The organism is Corynebacterium uterequi, from assembly GCF_001021065.1.
In the GTDB taxonomy this organism is placed as follows: Bacteria; Actinomycetota; Actinomycetes; order Mycobacteriales; family Mycobacteriaceae; genus Corynebacterium; species Corynebacterium uterequi.
The window spans coordinates 373,192-389,825 of record NZ_CP011546.1 but is presented as its reverse complement, the minus strand read 5'-3'; the positions used below and the strand labels follow the sequence as shown (position 1 = coordinate 389,825).

16 protein-coding genes and 1 pseudogene are annotated in these 16,634 nt (G+C 65.1%); 5 read left to right on the top strand and 12 right to left on the bottom strand.

Features of this window, described 5'->3' with window-relative positions; translation table 11 throughout:
* Positions 1 to 31 precede the first annotated feature (31 nt).
* Together CUTER_RS01830 and secY are read right to left on the bottom strand one after the other, a co-directional pair.
* Complete coding sequence (locus CUTER_RS01830) at positions 32 to 577, bottom strand: adenylate kinase (RefSeq protein ID WP_047258993.1); 546 nt, start codon at positions 575 to 577, stop codon at positions 32 to 34.
* Positions 577 to 1,908, bottom strand: a complete 1,332-nt coding sequence (secY, locus tag CUTER_RS01825) for a preprotein translocase subunit SecY (RefSeq protein ID WP_047258992.1) — start codon at positions 1,906 to 1,908, stop codon at positions 577 to 579. Before secY ends, CUTER_RS01830 begins: the two co-directional genes overlap by 1 nt.
* Positions 1,909 to 2,264: 356 nt before the next feature.
* Here secY and CUTER_RS01820 point away from each other — a divergent pair, with 356 nt between their 5' ends.
* Together CUTER_RS01820 and CUTER_RS01815 are read left to right on the top strand one after the other, a co-directional pair.
* A complete protein-coding gene (locus CUTER_RS01820) occupies positions 2,265 to 3,410 on the top strand; it encodes an ABC transporter ATP-binding protein (RefSeq protein ID WP_047258991.1) in 1,146 nt (381 codons plus the stop codon).
* Positions 3,411 to 3,640: 230 nt separating this feature from the next.
* The gene (locus CUTER_RS01815; RefSeq protein WP_047258990.1) at positions 3,641 to 4,357 is read left to right on the top strand and encodes an SDR family oxidoreductase; all 717 of its coding nucleotides are present in this window, start codon (positions 3,641 to 3,643) and stop codon (positions 4,355 to 4,357) included.
* Between the two features lie 18 nt (positions 4,358 to 4,375).
* On the opposite strand, the gene CUTER_RS01810 is transcribed toward CUTER_RS01815, so the two are convergent.
* The 4 genes and pseudogenes from CUTER_RS01810 to CUTER_RS12015 form a co-directional block, all read right to left on the bottom strand.
* Positions 4,376 to 5,134 carry a hypothetical protein gene (locus tag CUTER_RS01810; RefSeq protein ID WP_052843978.1) on the bottom strand — a complete coding sequence of 253 codons (759 nt, stop codon included), beginning with the start codon at positions 5,132 to 5,134 and terminating at the stop codon, positions 4,376 to 4,378.
* Between the two features lie 7 nt (positions 5,135 to 5,141).
* Positions 5,142 to 6,056, bottom strand: coding sequence for a sugar ABC transporter permease (locus tag CUTER_RS01805; RefSeq protein ID WP_082121221.1), 915 nt, complete (start codon positions 6,054 to 6,056; stop codon positions 5,142 to 5,144).
* Positions 6,056 to 7,468 (bottom strand): carbohydrate ABC transporter permease, encoded by a 1,413-nt coding sequence (locus CUTER_RS01800; RefSeq protein WP_082121220.1) that lies wholly within the window; start codon positions 7,466 to 7,468, stop codon positions 6,056 to 6,058. Before CUTER_RS01800 ends, CUTER_RS01805 begins: the two co-directional genes overlap by 1 nt.
* Before the next feature lie 24 nt (positions 7,469 to 7,492).
* Positions 7,493 to 8,739, bottom strand: a pseudogene (locus CUTER_RS12015) (extracellular solute-binding protein).
* A gap of 233 nt (positions 8,740 to 8,972) precedes the next feature.
* On the opposite strand from CUTER_RS12015, the gene CUTER_RS01790 reads away from it, so the two are divergent.
* On the top strand, positions 8,973 to 10,520 hold the full coding sequence (locus tag CUTER_RS01790) for an alpha-amylase family glycosyl hydrolase (RefSeq protein ID WP_047258989.1): 1,548 nt from the start codon (positions 8,973 to 8,975) through the stop codon (positions 10,518 to 10,520).
* A gap of 103 nt (positions 10,521 to 10,623) precedes the next feature.
* Here CUTER_RS01790 and rplO read toward each other — a convergent pair whose 3' ends face one another.
* The 6 genes from rplO to rpsH are packed head-to-tail and all read right to left on the bottom strand — an operon-like array spanning position 10,624 to position 13,292.
* A complete protein-coding gene (gene rplO / locus CUTER_RS01785; RefSeq protein ID WP_047258988.1) occupies positions 10,624 to 11,073 on the bottom strand; it encodes a 50S ribosomal protein L15 in 450 nt (149 codons plus the stop codon).
* A gap of 8 nt (positions 11,074 to 11,081) precedes the next feature.
* Positions 11,082 to 11,267: a 50S ribosomal protein L30 gene (gene rpmD / locus CUTER_RS01780; RefSeq protein WP_047258987.1), complete on the bottom strand. Its 186-nt coding sequence runs from the start codon at positions 11,265 to 11,267 to the stop codon at positions 11,082 to 11,084.
* 3 nt (positions 11,268 to 11,270) lie between these two features.
* On the bottom strand, positions 11,271 to 11,900 hold the full coding sequence (gene rpsE / locus CUTER_RS01775; protein ID WP_047258986.1) for a 30S ribosomal protein S5: 630 nt from the start codon (positions 11,898 to 11,900) through the stop codon (positions 11,271 to 11,273).
* A gap of 37 nt (positions 11,901 to 11,937) precedes the next feature.
* Positions 11,938 to 12,339 (bottom strand): 50S ribosomal protein L18, encoded by a 402-nt coding sequence (gene rplR / locus CUTER_RS01770; protein ID WP_047258985.1) that lies wholly within the window; start codon positions 12,337 to 12,339, stop codon positions 11,938 to 11,940.
* A gap of 2 nt (positions 12,340 to 12,341) precedes the next feature.
* Positions 12,342 to 12,878, bottom strand: coding sequence for a 50S ribosomal protein L6 (gene rplF, locus CUTER_RS01765; RefSeq protein ID WP_047258984.1), 537 nt, complete (start codon positions 12,876 to 12,878; stop codon positions 12,342 to 12,344).
* Between the two features lie 15 nt (positions 12,879 to 12,893).
* Positions 12,894 to 13,292 (bottom strand): 30S ribosomal protein S8, encoded by a 399-nt coding sequence (gene rpsH, locus CUTER_RS01760; RefSeq protein ID WP_047258983.1) that lies wholly within the window; start codon positions 13,290 to 13,292, stop codon positions 12,894 to 12,896.
* A 420-nt stretch (positions 13,293 to 13,712) separates the two neighbouring features.
* On the opposite strand from rpsH, the gene CUTER_RS01755 reads away from it, so the two are divergent.
* A complete protein-coding gene (locus tag CUTER_RS01755; protein WP_047258982.1) occupies positions 13,713 to 14,948 on the top strand; it encodes an amidohydrolase in 1,236 nt (411 codons plus the stop codon).
* 19 nt (positions 14,949 to 14,967) lie between these two features.
* The gene (locus CUTER_RS01750) at positions 14,968 to 16,593 is read left to right on the top strand and encodes an MFS transporter (protein WP_047258981.1); all 1,626 of its coding nucleotides are present in this window, start codon (positions 14,968 to 14,970) and stop codon (positions 16,591 to 16,593) included.
* The last annotated feature ends 41 nt before the right edge of the window (positions 16,594 to 16,634 follow it).

The window sequence follows — 16,634 nt, the reverse complement described above, 5'->3', positions numbered from 1 at the left end:
AGGTTTTCGGCCCTCAGGCAAGCGCTCTGACTTACTTGCCCAGCGCCTCCATAACGCGGGCGTTGATCTCCTCAACCTCGCCCTCGGCGGCCACGGTGATGATGGCGTCGCCGTAGTGGTCGATGAGCGGGGCGGTCTCGTTGCGGTAGACCTGCAGGCGGGTGCGGATGGTCTCCTCGTTGTCGTCGGCGCGGCCGCGGGCGAGCATGCGCTCAACCACCACGTCCTCGGACACCTCGAAGTTCACCACGCCGTCGAGCGCGAGGCCCTTCTTGGCGAGCAGTTCGGTGAGGATCTCGGCCTGCTCCACCGTGCGCGGGAAGCCGTCGAGCAGGAAGCCTTCGGCGGCGTCGGCCTCGTCGAGGCGGGACTCCACCATGCGGGCGGTGACGTCGGTGGGCACGAGCTTGCCGGCGTCGATGTACCCCTTGGCCTCCAGCCCCAGCGGGGTTCCCTCGCCGATGTTGGCACGGAAGAGGTCACCCGTGGAGATGTGCGGAACGCCGAGCTTTTCGGTGAGAAGAGCGGCCTGGGTGCCTTTACCGGCACCGGGCGGGCCGAGGAGTACGAGACGCATTATCGCAAGAGTCCTTCGTAGTTGCTTTGCAGAAGTTGGGATTCGATCTGCTTGACCGTGGTCAACGCGACCGACACCATAATCAGAATAGCCGTACCGCCGAAGGCCGTCATCCTTGCGCCCTGGCCTCCCCCCACGCCAAGGTCAAGGGCGATGTTCGGCAGCACCGCAATGACACCCAGGTAAATCGCGCCGACGAACAGCAGGCGGTTCATGACGAACGCCAGATACTGCGCGGTGGGACGGCCCGGGCGGATACCCGGAATGAAGCCGCCGTACTTCTTCATATTGTCCGCCTGCTCGTTCGGGTCATATTGAACGGAAACATAGAAGTAGGAGAAGAAGATGATGAGAACGAAGTACAGGAGGATGTACTGCCAGGACGACGGCGCCTGCAACCAGCTCATGACGTAGCGCTGCCACCAGTTATCCGGGGACTGCGCGCCGAGCGAGCCGGACTGCACGATCTGCGTGATGAGGACCGGCACGTACATGAGCGAGGACGCGAAGATGACGGGGATAACACCGGCCTGGTTGACCTTCAGCGGCAGGTAGGTGGAGGAGCCGCCGTACTGGCGACGCCCCACCATGCGCTTGGCGTACTGCACCGGGATGCGGCGCTGGCCCTGCTCCACGAAGACAACGCCGATGACCAGGAGGATGACGGCGGCCACGACCACGCCGAAGACGACGCCGCCGGACTGGGCGAAGACGTTGACGCCGTCGGAGGGGATGCGGGTGGCGATGCCGGCGAAGATGAGCAGAGACATGCCGTTGCCCACGCCGCGTTCGGTGATGATCTCACCGAGCCACATGATGAGCATGGCGCCGGAGCTCATGGTCACCACGATGACGATGAGGTCCCAGATGGTGTGGCCTTCCTCCAGCACCGGGAAGCCCGGGCCGAGCAGCTGCTCCCGGTCCGCGAGCGCGACGATGCCCGAGGACTGCATGAGCGCCAGTGCGAGGGTGAGGTAGCGGGTGTACTGGGTCATCTTGGCTTGCCCCGACTGCCCCTCCTTCTTGAGCTCCTCGAACTTCGGGATGACGACGGTGAGCAGCTGCACCACGATGGACGCCGTGATGTAGGGCATGATGCCGATGGCGAAGATCGACAGCTGGAGCAGCGCGCCTCCCGAGAAGAGGTTGACGATGGAGAAGAGGTTGCCCTCTTCGTCGCCGAGGGTGGTCAGCCGCGCTTGGATCGCGGCGTAATCTACACCCGGTGCCGGGATCTGGGCGCCAATCCGGTACGCCACGATGAGCGCGAGCGTGATGAGGATCTTCTTGCGCAGATCGGCGTCCTTCAAAGCCTGCAAAATGGCGGACACACAAGCCTCCTGGCTCCCACGTCACCATCGTCGGGCGGGCCGCGCGTCGACGTCCCCTACCCGCCGCGGGTGGGCGAGAGTTCTTGGTTGTATTTCACGTCCCGCGGGTTGCCCGGGACTCGTGACTCTATTGACCCTGCTACCCTACCAGCCCGATAAGTCCTTGCTGAACCTCTGTGGCGCTTAGAGCCCGCTGTGGGTTGCAGCAACCGTCGTCTGCCGCCCACCCCCGTTCGCCGCCGCCACGGCGACAATGAGCAGGTTATGACCACTCGAAGGTAGCGTGGGAACGGTTCATCCTTCACTCGGATCGTTCGGCACGTTCCTGCCGATGAAGAAAGGTTCACCTCACTACCATGGCTATTGTTCGTTTCGACGCCGCTACGCGGATCTATCCCGGCGCCGACCACCCTTCCGTCGACTCGCTGACTCTCGACATCGCCGACGGCGAATTCCTCGTCCTCGTGGGCCCGTCTGGCTCCGGTAAGTCCACTGCACTGCGGATGCTCGCCGGCCTGGAGGACGTCAACTCCGGGCGTATCCACATCGGCGACAAGGACGTCACGACCGCCCCGCCGAAGGACCGGGACATCGCGATGGTGTTCCAGAACTACGCGCTCTACCCGCACATGACCGTCCGGGAGAACATGGGCTTCGCCCTGAAGATCGCCGGTCGTCCGAAGGACGAGATCAACGCTCGCGTCGAGGAAGCCGCCCGCACCCTGGGTCTGACCGACTTCCTGGAGCGCAAGCCCAAGGCCCTGTCCGGCGGTCAGCGCCAGCGCGTGGCCATGGGACGCGCCATCGTCCGCAAGCCCGAGGTGTTCCTCATGGACGAACCCTTGAGTAACCTCGACGCCAAACTGCGCGTACAGACCCGCACCCAGATCGCGGCGCTGCAGCGTGAGCTGGACGTCACCACGCTGTATGTCACCCACGACCAGACTGAGGCCATGACGATGGGCGACCGAATCGCCGTGCTCAAGGACGGCGTGCTCCAGCAGGTGGGTACCCCGCGGGAGCTCTACGAACGCCCGGGCAACGAGTTCGTCGCCGGATTCATCGGTTCCCCGGCGATGAACTTGGGCCGGTTCACGGTCGACGGCACCACCGCCGTCCTGGGCAAGGCCCGGGTGGAGCTGCCGGCGGCGACCGTGGCGGCGCTCACCGCCGACGATGAGGGTTCGGTCATCATCGGTTTCCGCCCGGAGGCGCTGGACCTCGTGGATCCGCAGTCCCCGGAGGCCGCCCACAGCATCCCGGTGGAGATCACCATGGTCGAAGAGCTTGGGTCCGACGCCTACGTCTACGGCCGGCTGGTCGGCGGCGGGCACCTGGGCTCCGGCACGGATGCCAACCCGGATGATGAATCCACGGACGTCATCATCGTCCGCGTGGCCCCGCACACCGCCCCGGAGATCGGCTCGACGCTTTACACCCGCATCCGGGACGGCCACCTGCACGCCTTCTCCCCCGCGACGAGAGTGCGGCTGCCAGACTAGCTCCCGAGTTCTGCTTCCTCGACCGCCGGATGACCAACGGAAGCCCGCACACGGTGCCCAGCAGAGAAAGCTGCGGCGTCAGGAAGCCGTCGAGGGTCAGCGTCAGCCCCGCCACGATAATGGAGAGGAACAAAAACTCGAGCTTCGTCATGGCGACCAGCAACCTCCGGTAACGACAATGGGTGCTCTTTTCCCCTCAGGCTCCCGGGCCTGCACGTAGTCTCACTGGCATGACACACACGCAGAAGACAGCAGTAGTAACCGGAGCGTCCGGCGGAATTGGGGCCGCCACCGCGCGGGCGCTGGCCGCCGACGGCTTCACGGTCATCATCGGCGCCCGCCGGTTGGATAGGCTGCGCGAGGTCGCTACCGACATCGGCGCCACCGCCTTCGAATTGGACGTCACCGACGATGCCTCGGTGGCCGCCTTCAGTGAGCAGATTGACCGGGTAGACGTGCTGGTCAACAACGCTGGTGGGGCTAAAGGACTCAACCCGCTGGAGGACACCACGCTCGATCAGTGGCGCTGGATGTATGACACCAACGTGCTCGGAACCGTGCGGGTGACCACCGCGTTGTTGCCCAAGCTGCGCGCCACTCGTGGGTTGGTCGTCAACCTCGGATCCAAAGCGGCACTTGACCCCTACGAGGGCGGCTCCGGGTACAATGCCGCCAAACATGCCCTCAAAGCCCTCACTCGCGTGACCCGGTTGGAGGAAATCACCCGCGGCTCCGGAGTGCGAGTGACCGAGATCGACCCGGGGCGCGTGGAGACGGACTTCTCCCTCATCCGATTCGACGGGGACGCCGAGCGCGCCCGCAAGGTCTACGCGGACAAGCTCAATCTCACCGCCGAGGATGTTGCCGAGGCGATTCGGTGGGTGGCGTCGCTGCCGGGGCATGTCAACATCGACACGATGAACATCATGCCCGCTGACCAGGGATAACAGCTCCCTGCCCCGCACTCAGGCGACGAGCGTCGCCAGGGCCAACACCACCGGATAGGCCAACCCCACCCAGGCGGGAGGAAGCGGTTGGGTGCGCAGCGCGGCGTCGTCGCGGAAGTGTAGCGGCACCACCCCCAGCGCTGGGGTGACCAGCAGCGCCGCCCCCATCCCGCCGGCGCTGAGCATCATGGTGTTTTCCCGGCCGCGCAGGTAGCGGAATATCAAAGCGAAGCCGAACAAGGCGATGCCTGCCGGGAACACCCCAAGCCGGACACCCACCGAAAAGATTCCGAGCCACCCCACGGCCGCCACTATGAAAGCCACGACGGCTATGATGCGCACAGGCTCTGGCAATGCCCCGGCAACCTGGAGCCGGCGCACCCCGGCCACCACGATGAGGATGACCACCACCGCCCACACCGGGTTCTGGCTGGTGAAGTCACTAAACTCCCCGGCGTTGAGCAGGTCGTAGGGGACCTCGGCGGCCACGGCGATGAGCATGGCCCAGATAAACCCCGACCCCAGTGCGGGCTCGCGTCGCAGCCACTCGGCCAGCAGAAACGCCAGCGGCGCGTAGGCTACCCAGGACAGCGCTTCCACCACCACTGCGACGGTCACTACGGCTGTCGGGGCGGCGAGACTGCGGGCGTCGTACGCCGGGACCAGCGCCGAGGAGGCGATGTGCGCAGCCGCCCCGGCCACGATGAGGGCCAACAACGCCCGCACCCCAACACCGGAGCGTCGCTTCGCCGCGTGCTCCACGCTTTCCTCCTTCATGTAGCGGTTAGCCCTTCACCGAGCCTTCCATGGAGGACTGGTAGAAGCGCTGCATGACGATGAACAGGATAGCGATGGGGATGGCCACGCACACCGCGCCGGCGGCGAAGCGGGCGAACCAGGAGTGGATGTACTCCTTTTCCAGCATGAGCCACAGCCCCAGGGAGACGGTGTAGTTCTCCTGCGTGCGGGCGATGGCCTTGGCCAGCACGAAGTCCAGCCACGGGGTGAGGAAGCCGACGATGGCCTGGTAGACGATCATGGGCTTGGAGATAGGCAGGATGATCTTGGTGAATACCTGCCACTGGGAGCAGCCGTCGAGGATCGCGGCCTCATCCAAAGAGATCGGGATGGTGTCCATGAATCCCTTCATGACATAGAATCCCATACCGGTTCCGGCGGAATACACAATGATGAGCGCGATATTGGTAGTCCAGCCTTGGGTGAGGCCCATCTCTTTGAGGATGAAGTAGATGGCCACCACGGCCATGATTCCGGGGAACATGCCCAGAATAAGCGCCAGGTTCATGTACGGCTTACGGAAAGAAAAGCGCAAGCGGGACAAAGCGTAAGACACACTGAGGACGAAGAACACGCTGATAATCATCGTGAAAACGGCCACGATGAACGTGTTGGCGAACATTCTCGGGAAATTGAGAACGTTGCGCTCCGTGAACAGCTTGATGTAGTTATCGAGGCTGTAGTCGGTCGGGAAGAATGTCGTGGTGTACGGCGCCGGGTTGGCGTTGAAGCTCTCCGCAACAATCCAGATAATGGGCAGCACCCACAGGGCGGCCAGAACGGCGAGGAAAAGGTGGACAACGATGTCGGCAATGCGTCGGCGCGCCACCTGATTCGTGGCCTTGGCGGCCTTAGGGGCCTTAGGGGCCTTGGCGGCCTTAGCGGACGTGGTAGCGCTCATCAGCGGAAGCCCTCCTCGTTCTGGTACGAACCGCTGCGGCGGTAGGTCACGAGCGCCACGACGGCAAGCACCACGAAGGTGAGGATGCCGATGACGGCGCCGAGGTTGAAGTCACCGCGGTCCACGGTGAGCTTGTACAGCCACGTGATAAGCAGGTCCGTCGAGCCGGCGGAGGCGCCGACGGGCGTCGGCCCGCCACCGGACAACAGGTAAATGACGTTGAAGTTATTGACATTCGCCGTGAACGTCGTGATGAGGTACGGGGTCATGACGAAGATCATGTACGGCATGGTGATGTAGCGGAACGTGTGCCAGACGTTGGCACCGTCGATGCGGGCCGCCTCGTAGAGCTCGCCGGGGATGTTCTGCAGGATGCCGGTGATCTGCATGATCGTGTAGGGAATGCCGATCCACAGGTTGACGATGATGACCGTCACCCGCGCCCAGGTCACGTCGGTGAAGAAGGGCAGGGCGGAGTCGATGAGCCCGGCGTCGAGCAGCAGCCGGTTGATGATGCCCTCGGGTTGGAGCATGGTGCGCACCACGAGCAGGGTGACGAACTGCGGCACGGCGATGGACAGGGAGAACACGGCCCGCCAGAAGCCCTTGCCGCGGGTGGTGCGGCGGTTGATGAGCATCGCCAGGAACATGCCCAGGAAGAAGTTGAGGAAGGTGGCGAAGAACGCCCACACGAGGGTCCAGATGAGGACCTGGAGGAAGATCCGGCCGTTGACCGCTCCGCCGTTATCGGACAGCACGGTGGCGAAGTTGTCGAGGCCGACCCAGGAGAAGTACTGCGCGTTAGCGGAGTCGTAGCTGGTGAAGGCCATGGAGATCATGAACACCAGCGGCAGGATGGTGAAAACGACGATGCCCGCGGTGGGCAGGCTCATGAGCAGCCACGGGGCGTCCTCGTGCGTCAGCGCCGTGAGGTCGCCGCGCAGGCTGCGGGCGCGTCCGTGCTCCGCCACCTGGGTTTGTGCCTTATAGGCGCTGCGCCCGGCGATGGTCGCCCACCAGAAAAAGGCGATGAGCGCGACGACGGCCAGCACGCCTTGCAGCAGGACGACGACGGAGGGCGGACTGGTTTGATACACCCAGAAGCCGTCGACCTGGACGCGCTCCTGGGAGCCGTCGCCGCCGAGGCCGGGCAGCGCGGCGAGGTAGCTCAGTCCGGTGGTGAGATACCAGCCGAGGAAGGCGACCTCGATGGCGAGCCACAGCCCGCCTTTGACGAATTGCTTGCGGGCAAGGTTGCCGAGTCCGTGTACCACGAAGGACGCCTTGGTGAGGCCGTCGCCTTCGAGCCACGCCCGGCGCAGTGCGTACCAGTGCTCTGTGTCCTGGTTAGGCACCGGTGGCGCGGTGGCCTCGGTGGCTGCGCCTAGCGGCGGCGCGACGTCCGTAGTCATGGTTCCTACTCGTCTCGGCGGGGGTTACTGGTTGAGGGCCTTCTGCCAGGCCTCGGTCTTTTCGGCGGCGTTGTCCGGGGTGACGTCGCCGGTGGTCAGTGCCTTGCCGAAGTTATCCGTCGGCTCCCAGAACAGGGACATGGCGGGAACGGTCGGCTGCGTGATGGAGGCGTTGTCGATGGTGGACAGCAGGGCCACGGCCACCGGGTCGGCGGAGATGGCGGCGTCCTTCGCGAGGCGCTGGTCGGCGGGGATGACGCCGTTCTTCTCATAGTGGATCAGCTGGGAGTCCTGGCTGGCGAGGAACTGGGCGAACTCGGCCGCGATGCGCGGGTTCTTGGTGTTCGGGTTGTAGGCGATGGCCTTGGAACCGGAGAAGGACTGCATCTGCAGCTGCTCACCACCCAGGGTAAAGGTGGGCAGGGCGGCGACGCCGAACTTGTCGCCCAGGGCCTCCTGGGCGGCCTTGGCGTCCCACGCGCCGGAGAACACGACGTCGACCGTGCCGTTGGCGAGCCCGCCGAGGCCGGCGCCGTCGGCGTCGTTGACGAAGTTGGGGTTCGTGACAACCTCGGCGAGGTAGGCGGTCACCTCGCCGGCCTTATCGCCGAGGTCGATGCCGGCGGCCTCATCGCTGCCGTCGGGGCCGAAGAACTGCGCGCCCGCGGCGGAGTAGAAGGCCGGCAGGTACCACGAGTTGGACATGGGAAGGAGACCTTCGCCTTATCCAGCATGGTGTCGAAGCTGGTGACGTCCTCGGCGGAGAGCTTGTCCGTGTTGTAGTACATGAACCAGGTGTTGGGCTCATAGGGCAGGCCGTAGGGTTCCCCGTCGGAGCCGGTGACGGACTGCTTCATCGTTTCGGCGGCCTGCTCGTCGAGCTGGGCCTTGCCCGGATCGGAGAGCACGCCGACGGCGCCGACTTCCTGCAAAGCACCGAGCTGGTCATTGGCGAAGAGGTAGACATCGGCCGCCGCGGCCGGGTCGGCCTTGACCACGTCTCCGGTATCGGCTGCGGAGACCACCGAGTTCTTCCACGTAATCGTGTACTCGGGGTGCGCCTCCTCAAAGTCCTTTTGGACGGTCTGCAGCCAGGCGTCGTCGGTGGCCTGGTCCTCCTGGGAGGTCCACACGGTCAGGGTGGCCTCGGCCGAGCCGCCGGCAGCGGCCGGGTCGCCGGAGCCGGCGGTCCCCTGGTCGTTCGAGCACGCAGTCAGCGCCAGCGCGGAGGCGGCCAGTGCTGCGAGGGTCTTTATAGCGCGGATCTTCACCACGTCACCTTTCTCTTCACGGTGTTGAGAATGTCTAGGGTGCGTCGGTCACAACCCGCCCGGCGACGCCGGACATCTCTGGTCATCCGTGCCCGGGAGGGGCTGGTTAGCTCACCGTCGGTTAGTGGTCATGACCTGTTGCCGTCACCCTACCCGGGGGTCCTTGCATTCGGGAAATCCTCCGGGGAACCGGTGTGCCGTTCGGGGGTTCCGGCGACGGTACGCTCAGTGCTATGTGCAGCACCCCCACCTCACCGCGCTACCCCCGCCCCTCCTGGCTCGAGCGGGCCGTGTTCTACCAGGTGTATCCCCAGTCCTTCGCGGACAGCAACGGCGACGGCATCGGCGACCTGCCGGGCATCACCGCTCACCTGGACTACCTCGCCACGCTCGGCATCACCGCGATGTGGATCAATCCCGTCTTCGACTCCCCTTTTAAAGACGCCGGCTACGACGTCCGCGATTACTACCAGCTCGCGCCCCGCTACGGCACCGACGCCGACCTGTGCACACTGCTCACCGAAGCCCACGCCCGCGGCATCAAGGTGTTGTTCGACCTCGTGGCCGGACACACCTCCGAGCAGCACCGCTGGTTCATCGACTCCGCACAACCGGAGCGTAACGCCTACTCTGACCGGTTCATCTGGACCTCCCACGCCTTTGACAACGGCGACGGCATGCCGTTCATCGGCGGCGAAACGCCGCGCGACGCCACCTATGTCATCAACTTCTTCAAATCCCAGCCGGCGCTCAACTTCGGCTACCGCGAGCGGCGACGCCCCTGGCAGCAGCCCACGTCCGCGCCGGGTCCTACCGCCAACCGCGAGGAGATGGCCGCCATCATCCGCTACTGGCTCGAACGCGGGGTGGACGGTTTCCGGGTGGACATGGCCGACTCGCTGGTCAAGAACGACGGCGAGGACAAGCGAGCTACCATCGCCTGCTGGCAGGACATCTTCGACCGTGTCCGCCCGGACTTTCCGCAGGCGGCGTTCATTTCCGAATGGGGTAAACCGTGGCAAGCCCGGGAGGCGGGCTTCGACCTGGACTTCTACCTGGACTGGCGCGGCAACGGCTACAACCTGCTCGCCCGCGCCACCGAGGACGCGCTCACCCGCGACGGCGACGTGAGCTACTTCAACGCCGACTCCCCCACGACGGCTGCCGTGTTCTTCGATGCCTACCTCTCCCAGCCCGAGCACTTAAGCTTCGCGCTGATCAGCGGCAACCACGACACCCCACGCCTGGCCCCGCGCCTGACCGAGGCGGAACGACGGTTGTTCTTCACGTTCCTGCTCACCATGCCGGGGGTACCTTTTATCTACTACGGCGACGAGATCGGGATGCGCTACCGGGACCTGCCGAGCCTCGAGGGCGGGTACGCCCGCACCGGATCCCGGGGCCCGATGGCATGGGACCACAGCACTCCCGATGTCTACCTTCCGGCAGACCGCGACCCCGACGCACCGTCGGTGGCCGCCGCCCTAGCTGCCAAGGACTCGCTCGTGCACCTCGTACGCGAGCTCATCGCCCTGCGCGCGAACCGGCCGGAGTTGCAGGCCACGCCGGGGGTTGAGGTGCTGCGCATCGACGGAAAACTGGTGGTGTATCGCCGCGGCGACAGTGTTGTTGCCATCAACGCCGGGCGCACGAGCGTGGCCGTCGACGCGGCCGGGCGGGCCGTGATCTTCAGCGTCGGGGAGGCGCCACGATCCGTAGCTGACGGCGCCGACGCGGCAGCCGTCGAACTTCCGCCCCTGAGCGCGGCTATTTTTGCCTGACACCGCCGGCGGGCAAGGCAGAAAAACACCAGCCCGCCGGCCACAGCGACAACTGTGACTGGCGGGCTGGTGAGTGTTTCCGACGGTGGCGTCAGCCGGGGCTTTAAGCCTCGGTGACGGTGCCGCCGGCGGCCTCGATCTTCTCGACGGCCGACTTGGAGAACTTGGTGGCGGTGACGTTGACCTTGACGGTCAGGTCACCGTTGCCCAGGACCTTCACCGGCTGCTTCGGGCGGACGAGGCCCGCAGCAACCAGATCGGCGATCTGGACGTCGCCGCCGTTCGGGAACGCCTCGTTGAAGTCCTCAACGTTGACGACCTGGAAGACGACCTTGTTCGGGTTCTTGAAGCCCTTGAGCTTCGGCAGCCGCATGTGGATCGGCATCTGGCCACCCTCGAAGGCGGCCGAAACCTGCCGACGAGCCTTGGTGCCCTTGGTACCGCGGCCTGCGGTCTTGCCGCCCTTGCCGCCTTCGCCGCGGCCAACGCGACGCTTCGGCTTGTTGGCACCCTTGGACGGGCGCAGATCGTGGAGCTTGATGATGTCGCTCATGGTGTTACCTACTCCCCTGCCACTTCTTCGACGGTGACCAGGTGGCGGACAACCTGGATCTGGCCGCGGACGGCCGGGTTGTCCTGCTTGATCACGGTGTGGCGGATTCGCTTGAGGCCCAGGGCCTGCATGGTGGCCCGCTGCTTCGGCTTGGAGCCGACGAGACCCTTAACCTGAGTAATCTTCAGTGCCATGGTTTACGCCTCCTGCCCTGCGCGAGCGCGCAGAATACGGGCCGGGGCAACCTCTTCGAGGCTCTTGCCACGACGGGCAGCAACCTCTTCGGGGCGCACCAGCTGCTTCAGGCCGTCCACGGTGGCGTGGACGACGTTGATGGCGTTGTCGGAGCCGAGGGACTTCGACAGAACGTCCTGGACACCCGCGCACTCAAGCACCGGGCGGGCAGCGCCGCCGGCGATGACACCGGTACCGGGAGCGGCCGGCTTGAGCAGCACGATGCCGGCAGCGGCCTCGCCCTGAACCGGGTGGGTGATGGTGCCGCCGACCATCGGGACGCGGAAGAAGTTCTTGCGAGCCTCTTCGGCACCCTTCTGGATTGCGGCGGGGACCTCGCGGGCCTTGCCGTAGCCGACGCCCACCATGCCCTGGCCGTCACCGACGATGACGAGGGCGGTGAAGCTCATGCGACGGCCACCCTTGACGGTCTTGGCGACGCGGTTGATGGTGACGACGCGCTCGATGTACTTATCGCGCTCGGCGTCCTGCTGGCGGTTGTCGCGACGACCGCGGCCACCGCGCTCGTTGCGGTTGTTGTTCTTCTGATCGTCGGCGGAGCGTCCGCCGTCACGCCGTTCACGTCCCGGCATTACGCATTCCTTCCGTTGAAAATGTTCTGGATGGCCATTAGAACTGCAGACCACCTTCGCGAGCGGCGTCGGCCAGAGCGGCGACGCGACCGTGGTACTTGTAGCCGCCACGGTCGAAGACGACGGCCTCAATGCCAGCGGCCTTGGCGCGCTCAGCGATGAGCTGGCCGACCTTGGCGCCCTTGGTCTTCTTGTCGCCTTCGAGAGCGCGGACCTCGGGCTCCATGGTGGAGGCAGCGCAGAGGGTGTGGCCAGCGATGTCGTCGATGACCTGAACGCTCATGTGGCGGGAGGAACGGTGGATGACCAGACGCGGACGCTCGGGGGTGCCGCGCAGGGTCTTGCGGATGCGGAAGTGACGACGGGCACGGGCCTCGCGACGACGAGTGGAAATGTCCTTGCCAACCGGCTTGCGCTTGGAATTCTCGGTGTTGCTCATGCTTACTTACCCGTCTTTCCGACCTTGCGGCGGACCTGCTCACCGGCGTAGCGGATGCCCTTACCCTTGTAGGGATCGTCCTTCCGCAGACGACGGATGTTAGCGGCGATCTGCCCAACCTTCTGCTTGTCAATACCCGCGATCGAGAACTTCGTGTTGCCATCGACCTTGAAGGTGATGCCTTCCGGAGCCTTGATGAGAACGGGGTGGGAGTAGCCGAGGGAGAACTCCAGGTCCGTACCCTTCTGCTGGACGCGGTAGCCCACGCCGAAGATCTCCATGTTGATGGTGTAGCCCTCGGTGACGCCGATGACCATGTTGTTCACCAGCGAGCGGGACAGACCGTGCAGGGAGCGAGACTGACGCTCCTGGTTTGGGGTGCTCACAATGATCTCGTTGCCTTCGACGGCGACGGAGATCGGAGCCGGGACGTCGAGGGACAGGGTGCCCTTCGGGCCCTTGACCTCAACGTGCTGGCCGTTGATGGTGGTTTCGACGCCGTTGGGAACGGCGATGGGAGCCTTACCTACTCGAGACATGTATCAATTCCTCCCTTACCAGACGTAGGCGAGAACTTCTCCGCCTACACCCTTCTCGTGCGCCTGACGGTCGGTCAGGAGGCCCTGGGACGTGGAAATGATGGCGATGCCGAGGCCGCCGAGGACCTCGGGCAGCTCGGAGGCCTTGGCGTAGACGCGCAGACCCGGCTTGGAGACGCGGCGCAGGCCGGCGATGGCGGACTTGCGCGACGGGCCGTACTTCAGGTCGAGGGAGAGGGTCTTGCCCACCTTGGCGTCGTCGACGGAGTAGTTAGCGATGTAGCCCTCCTGCTTGAGGATCTCGGCGATGTTCACCTTGATCTTCGAGGACGGCATCGACACGGCGTCGTGGTGCGCGTGGTTCGCGTTGCGCACGCGCGACAGCATGTCGGCGATCGGATCAGTCATGGTCATATGAAGTGACCGTTTACCTTTCTCGTTGCGGTTCCCTTGAAGGTGCCCACCGTGATGCGTTCTCCGGGTGCTTCTTCGGGCCACTTGACGCTCCCCGGGGCTCAATAGCCTCGGGCGCTCGCCGCCTACTCACCACCCGGTCCGCCAGCCGGCGGGGGGCCTACAACAAAGTTGGATGTTCACGTACTCGGACAGAAGTCCGGCAATCAACACTACGCGCCTGGTGACGTAGCCTCCAAATCCAGACCGATCGAAGCTTAAACAGGCATTTATCAGCACTGGTCAGCGGAAGCAGGCAACAATCTGCAACCATAGAGGATTTTGGGTAGCCGTAGTACAATATATGCAGTCTAACCCGGAGGTTCCTACCCGACTGACAGGTAGTTCACCCGGTTCCCCCAGGTTCACGAAAGGCACATCATGGCAATTGACAAAGCCGCTGTCGAGAGCATCCTCAGTGGTCTCGACGCCTCCCGCTCGGAGCGGGAGGAGCTCTACATCTGGTTCCACCAAAACCCCGAACTGTCCCTTCAGGAATACGAGACCGCCGACCGCATCGAGCGTGAGCTCGCCGACGCCGGCATCGCGGTGACCCGTGTCGGCAAGACCGGCCTCGTGGCCACCATTGAAAACGGCGACGGCCCCGTCGTCGCCATGCGCGCCGATATCGACGCCCTGCCGGTTGAGGAAGCCTCCGGCAAGGAATATGCCTCCACCATGAAGCGCGTTGATGAGAACTCCCACCAGGAGGTCTCCGTCTCCCACGCGTGCGGCCACGACTTCCACCTTATGAGCCTGCTCGGCGCGCTCAAGGCCTTCAACGAGCACAAGGATGACTGGTCCGGCACCTTCGTCGGCGTCTTCCAGCCCGCCGAGGAAAACGCCGCCGGCGCTCGGGACATGGTGGCCAACGGCCTCGTCGACGCTATGCCGAAGCCGGACGTCTACCTCGGCCAGCACGTGCTGGCCTCCCTGCCGGGCGGCGTGCTCGGCACCACCGTCGGCCCGGTGCTGTCCACCGCGGCCTCCATCAAGGTCGTCGTGTACGGCAAGGGCTCGCACGGCTCCATGCCGGAGCTGGGCGTGGACCCGGTCGTGCTCGCGTCGACGATCGTTACCCGCCTGCAGACCATCGTGGCCCGCGAGGTCGCCGCCCGGGAAACCGCCGTCGTCACCGTCGGCGCGATCCACGCCGGCACCAAGTCGAACATCATCCCGGACCGCGCGGAGCTGCTCATCAACACCCGCGCCTACTCCACCGAAGTGGCCGCCCACATGCACTCCGCCATCGAGCGCCTCGTGCGCGCCGAGTGCGAAGGCGCCCGCTCCCCGAAGGAGCCGGAGTTCACCTACTACGATCAGTACCCGCTCACCGATAACCACGAGGAGCCGACCGACGTCGTGCGCGAGGCCTTCGAGGATTACTTCGGTGACGACGGCGTCCAGGACCTGGCCCCGGTGCCGGCGTCCGAGGACTTCTCGGTGGTCGCCGACGAGTTCGGTGTCCCCTACTCCTACTGGGGCCTCGGCGGCTTCGTCGACCCGGCCGACGCCGTCGGCAACCACAACCCCGCATTCGCCCCTGACCTGCAGCCGACGCTCGACCGTGGCCTGGAGGCCATCGTCGTCGCCGCGTCCGCTTGGCTGACTAAGTAGCAAAGGCAGAAATACTCTCGTGACTACCGCAACCGCGCCGGCCGCCGGCGCCTCCACCTTCAAGGGAAACAACTCTTCCCTCTTCGGTATCGTCCTTGCTGTCATCACCTTCTGGCTCTTCGCCCAGACCACGCTGAACATCGGTCCGGCCATCGGTGCGGACATCGGCACCCCGCCGGCCGTGATGAACATCGCCATCTCCCTGTCGGCGCTGTTCTCGGGCATGTTCATCGTCGTCGCCGGCGGCCTGGCTGACCGCATGGGTCGCGTCAAGATCGCCACCTTCGGCAACATCTTCAACATCATCGGCTCGCTGCTCGTGGGCCTCGCCTTCGGCGCTCCGGCGATCGCCAACACCATGCTCGTCACCGGCCGTATCTTCCAGGGCCTGGCCGCGGCGTTCATCATGCCGTCGACCATGGCTCTACTCAAGACCTACTGGCAGGGTAAGGACCGCCAGCGCGCGGTCTCCTACTGGTCGATGGGTTCCTGGGGCGGCTCCGGCCTCGCCGCCATCTTCGGTGGTTTCATGGCCTCCACCCCGCTGGGCTGGCGCTCCATCTTCATCATCTGCGCGCTGATCTCGGTGGCCTCCATCGCCCTCATGCGCCAGATCCCGGAGGACGCGCCCGCCGCCGGCACCGCCAACAAGACCGACTTCCCGGGCATCGTCACCCTGGCGCTGTTCGTGCTCACCCTGCTGCTCGTCGTCACCCAGGGTTCCGTCATCGGCTGGACCAACTGGATCACGTGGGCGCTGCTGGCGGTGTCCATCATCTCGCTCACCGCGTTCATCCGCACGGAGAACCGCGTCGCCAACCCGCTGGTGGAGTTCTCCCTGTTCAAGAACACCGTCTTCACCGGTGCGACGATCTCCAACTTCCTCATCAACGCCACCGCCGGCCTCATCCCGGTTTCCCTGTGGGTCATCCAGGACGGCACCGGCATGTCCGCCGCGGCCTCCGGCTACCTCACCATCGGCTACGCCGTGTTCATCCTGGCCTTCATCCGCGTCGGTGAGAAGCTGCTGCAGCGTTTCGGCGCCAAGAAGCCGATGATCTGGGGCGCGCTCATCGTCATCGTGTCCATCGTGCTGCTCATGTTCACCAACACGATGGCCGGCACGTACAAGATCCTCACCGTGATCTCCTACTGCCTCTTCGGCCTGGGCCTGGCGTTCTACGCCACCCCGTCCACCGACGCCGCCCTGGGCGCCCTCCCGGACGAGAAGGCCGGCTCCGGCTCCGGCGTCTACAAGATGGCTTCCTCCCTCGGTGCCGCCTTCGGCGCCGCCATCCCGACGTCCATCTTCACCGCGATGTCCACCTCCGGCTCCACGGTTCTGGGCAACGTCGTGTCCTTCTCCGGCAACCAGGACAACGTGGCCGTCCGCGAGGCCGGCATGCTGGCCATGGGCTCCATCGTCGTCATGGCGCTCATCGCTCTGTCGTCGATCATCCTGTTCGTCCCGGCTACGGCTGGTAAGCGTAAGTCCGACAAGGCCGAGACCAAGGACATCGAGGTCGTGGCCTTCGCCGAGGAAATGCTCGCCGACGCCGAGGAGCGCCTCGCGCGCGCCGAGGCCGACGTCACCGAGGCCAAGGCTCGCCTCAAGGCTGCCCGCGCCGCCCACCCGAAGGCCTAAACCGGCCGTCGAGTTGGCTTAGCGCCGCCAAGGGGCACCTC

What these genes read in the sequence shown, in the direction of transcription:
- CUTER_RS01805 (WP_082121221.1), bottom strand. Translation starts at nt 6,056, where the DNA reads ATGAGCGCTACCACGTCCGCTAAGGCCGCCAAGGCCCCTAAGGCCCCT.
- CUTER_RS01815 (WP_047258990.1), top strand. Translation starts at nt 3,641, where the DNA reads ATGACACACACGCAGAAGACAGCAGTAGTAACCGGAGCGTCCGGCGGA.
- rpmD (WP_047258987.1), bottom strand. Translation starts at nt 11,267, where the DNA reads ATGGCACTGAAGATTACTCAGGTTAAGGGTCTCGTCGGCTCCAAGCCG.
- rplO (WP_047258988.1), bottom strand. Translation starts at nt 11,073, where the DNA reads ATGAGCGACATCATCAAGCTCCACGATCTGCGCCCGTCCAAGGGTGCC.
- rplF (WP_047258984.1), bottom strand. Translation starts at nt 12,878, where the DNA reads ATGTCTCGAGTAGGTAAGGCTCCCATCGCCGTTCCCAACGGCGTCGAA.
- rpsH (WP_047258983.1), bottom strand. Translation starts at nt 13,292, where the DNA reads ATGACCATGACTGATCCGATCGCCGACATGCTGTCGCGCGTGCGCAAC.
- CUTER_RS01830 (WP_047258993.1), bottom strand. Translation starts at nt 577, where the DNA reads ATGCGTCTCGTACTCCTCGGCCCGCCCGGTGCCGGTAAAGGCACCCAG.
- rplR (WP_047258985.1), bottom strand. Translation starts at nt 12,339, where the DNA reads ATGAGCAACACCGAGAATTCCAAGCGCAAGCCGGTTGGCAAGGACATT.
- CUTER_RS01800 (WP_082121220.1), bottom strand. Translation starts at nt 7,468, where the DNA reads ATGACTACGGACGTCGCGCCGCCGCTAGGCGCAGCCACCGAGGCCACC.
- CUTER_RS01755 (WP_047258982.1), top strand. Translation starts at nt 13,713, where the DNA reads ATGGCAATTGACAAAGCCGCTGTCGAGAGCATCCTCAGTGGTCTCGAC.
- rpsE (WP_047258986.1), bottom strand. Translation starts at nt 11,900, where the DNA reads ATGCCGGGACGTGAACGGCGTGACGGCGGACGCTCCGCCGACGATCAG.
- CUTER_RS01810 (WP_052843978.1), bottom strand. Translation starts at nt 5,134, where the DNA reads ATGAAGGAGGAAAGCGTGGAGCACGCGGCGAAGCGACGCTCCGGTGTT.
- CUTER_RS01820 (WP_047258991.1), top strand. Translation starts at nt 2,265, where the DNA reads ATGGCTATTGTTCGTTTCGACGCCGCTACGCGGATCTATCCCGGCGCC.
- CUTER_RS01790 (WP_047258989.1), top strand. Translation starts at nt 8,973, where the DNA reads ATGTGCAGCACCCCCACCTCACCGCGCTACCCCCGCCCCTCCTGGCTC.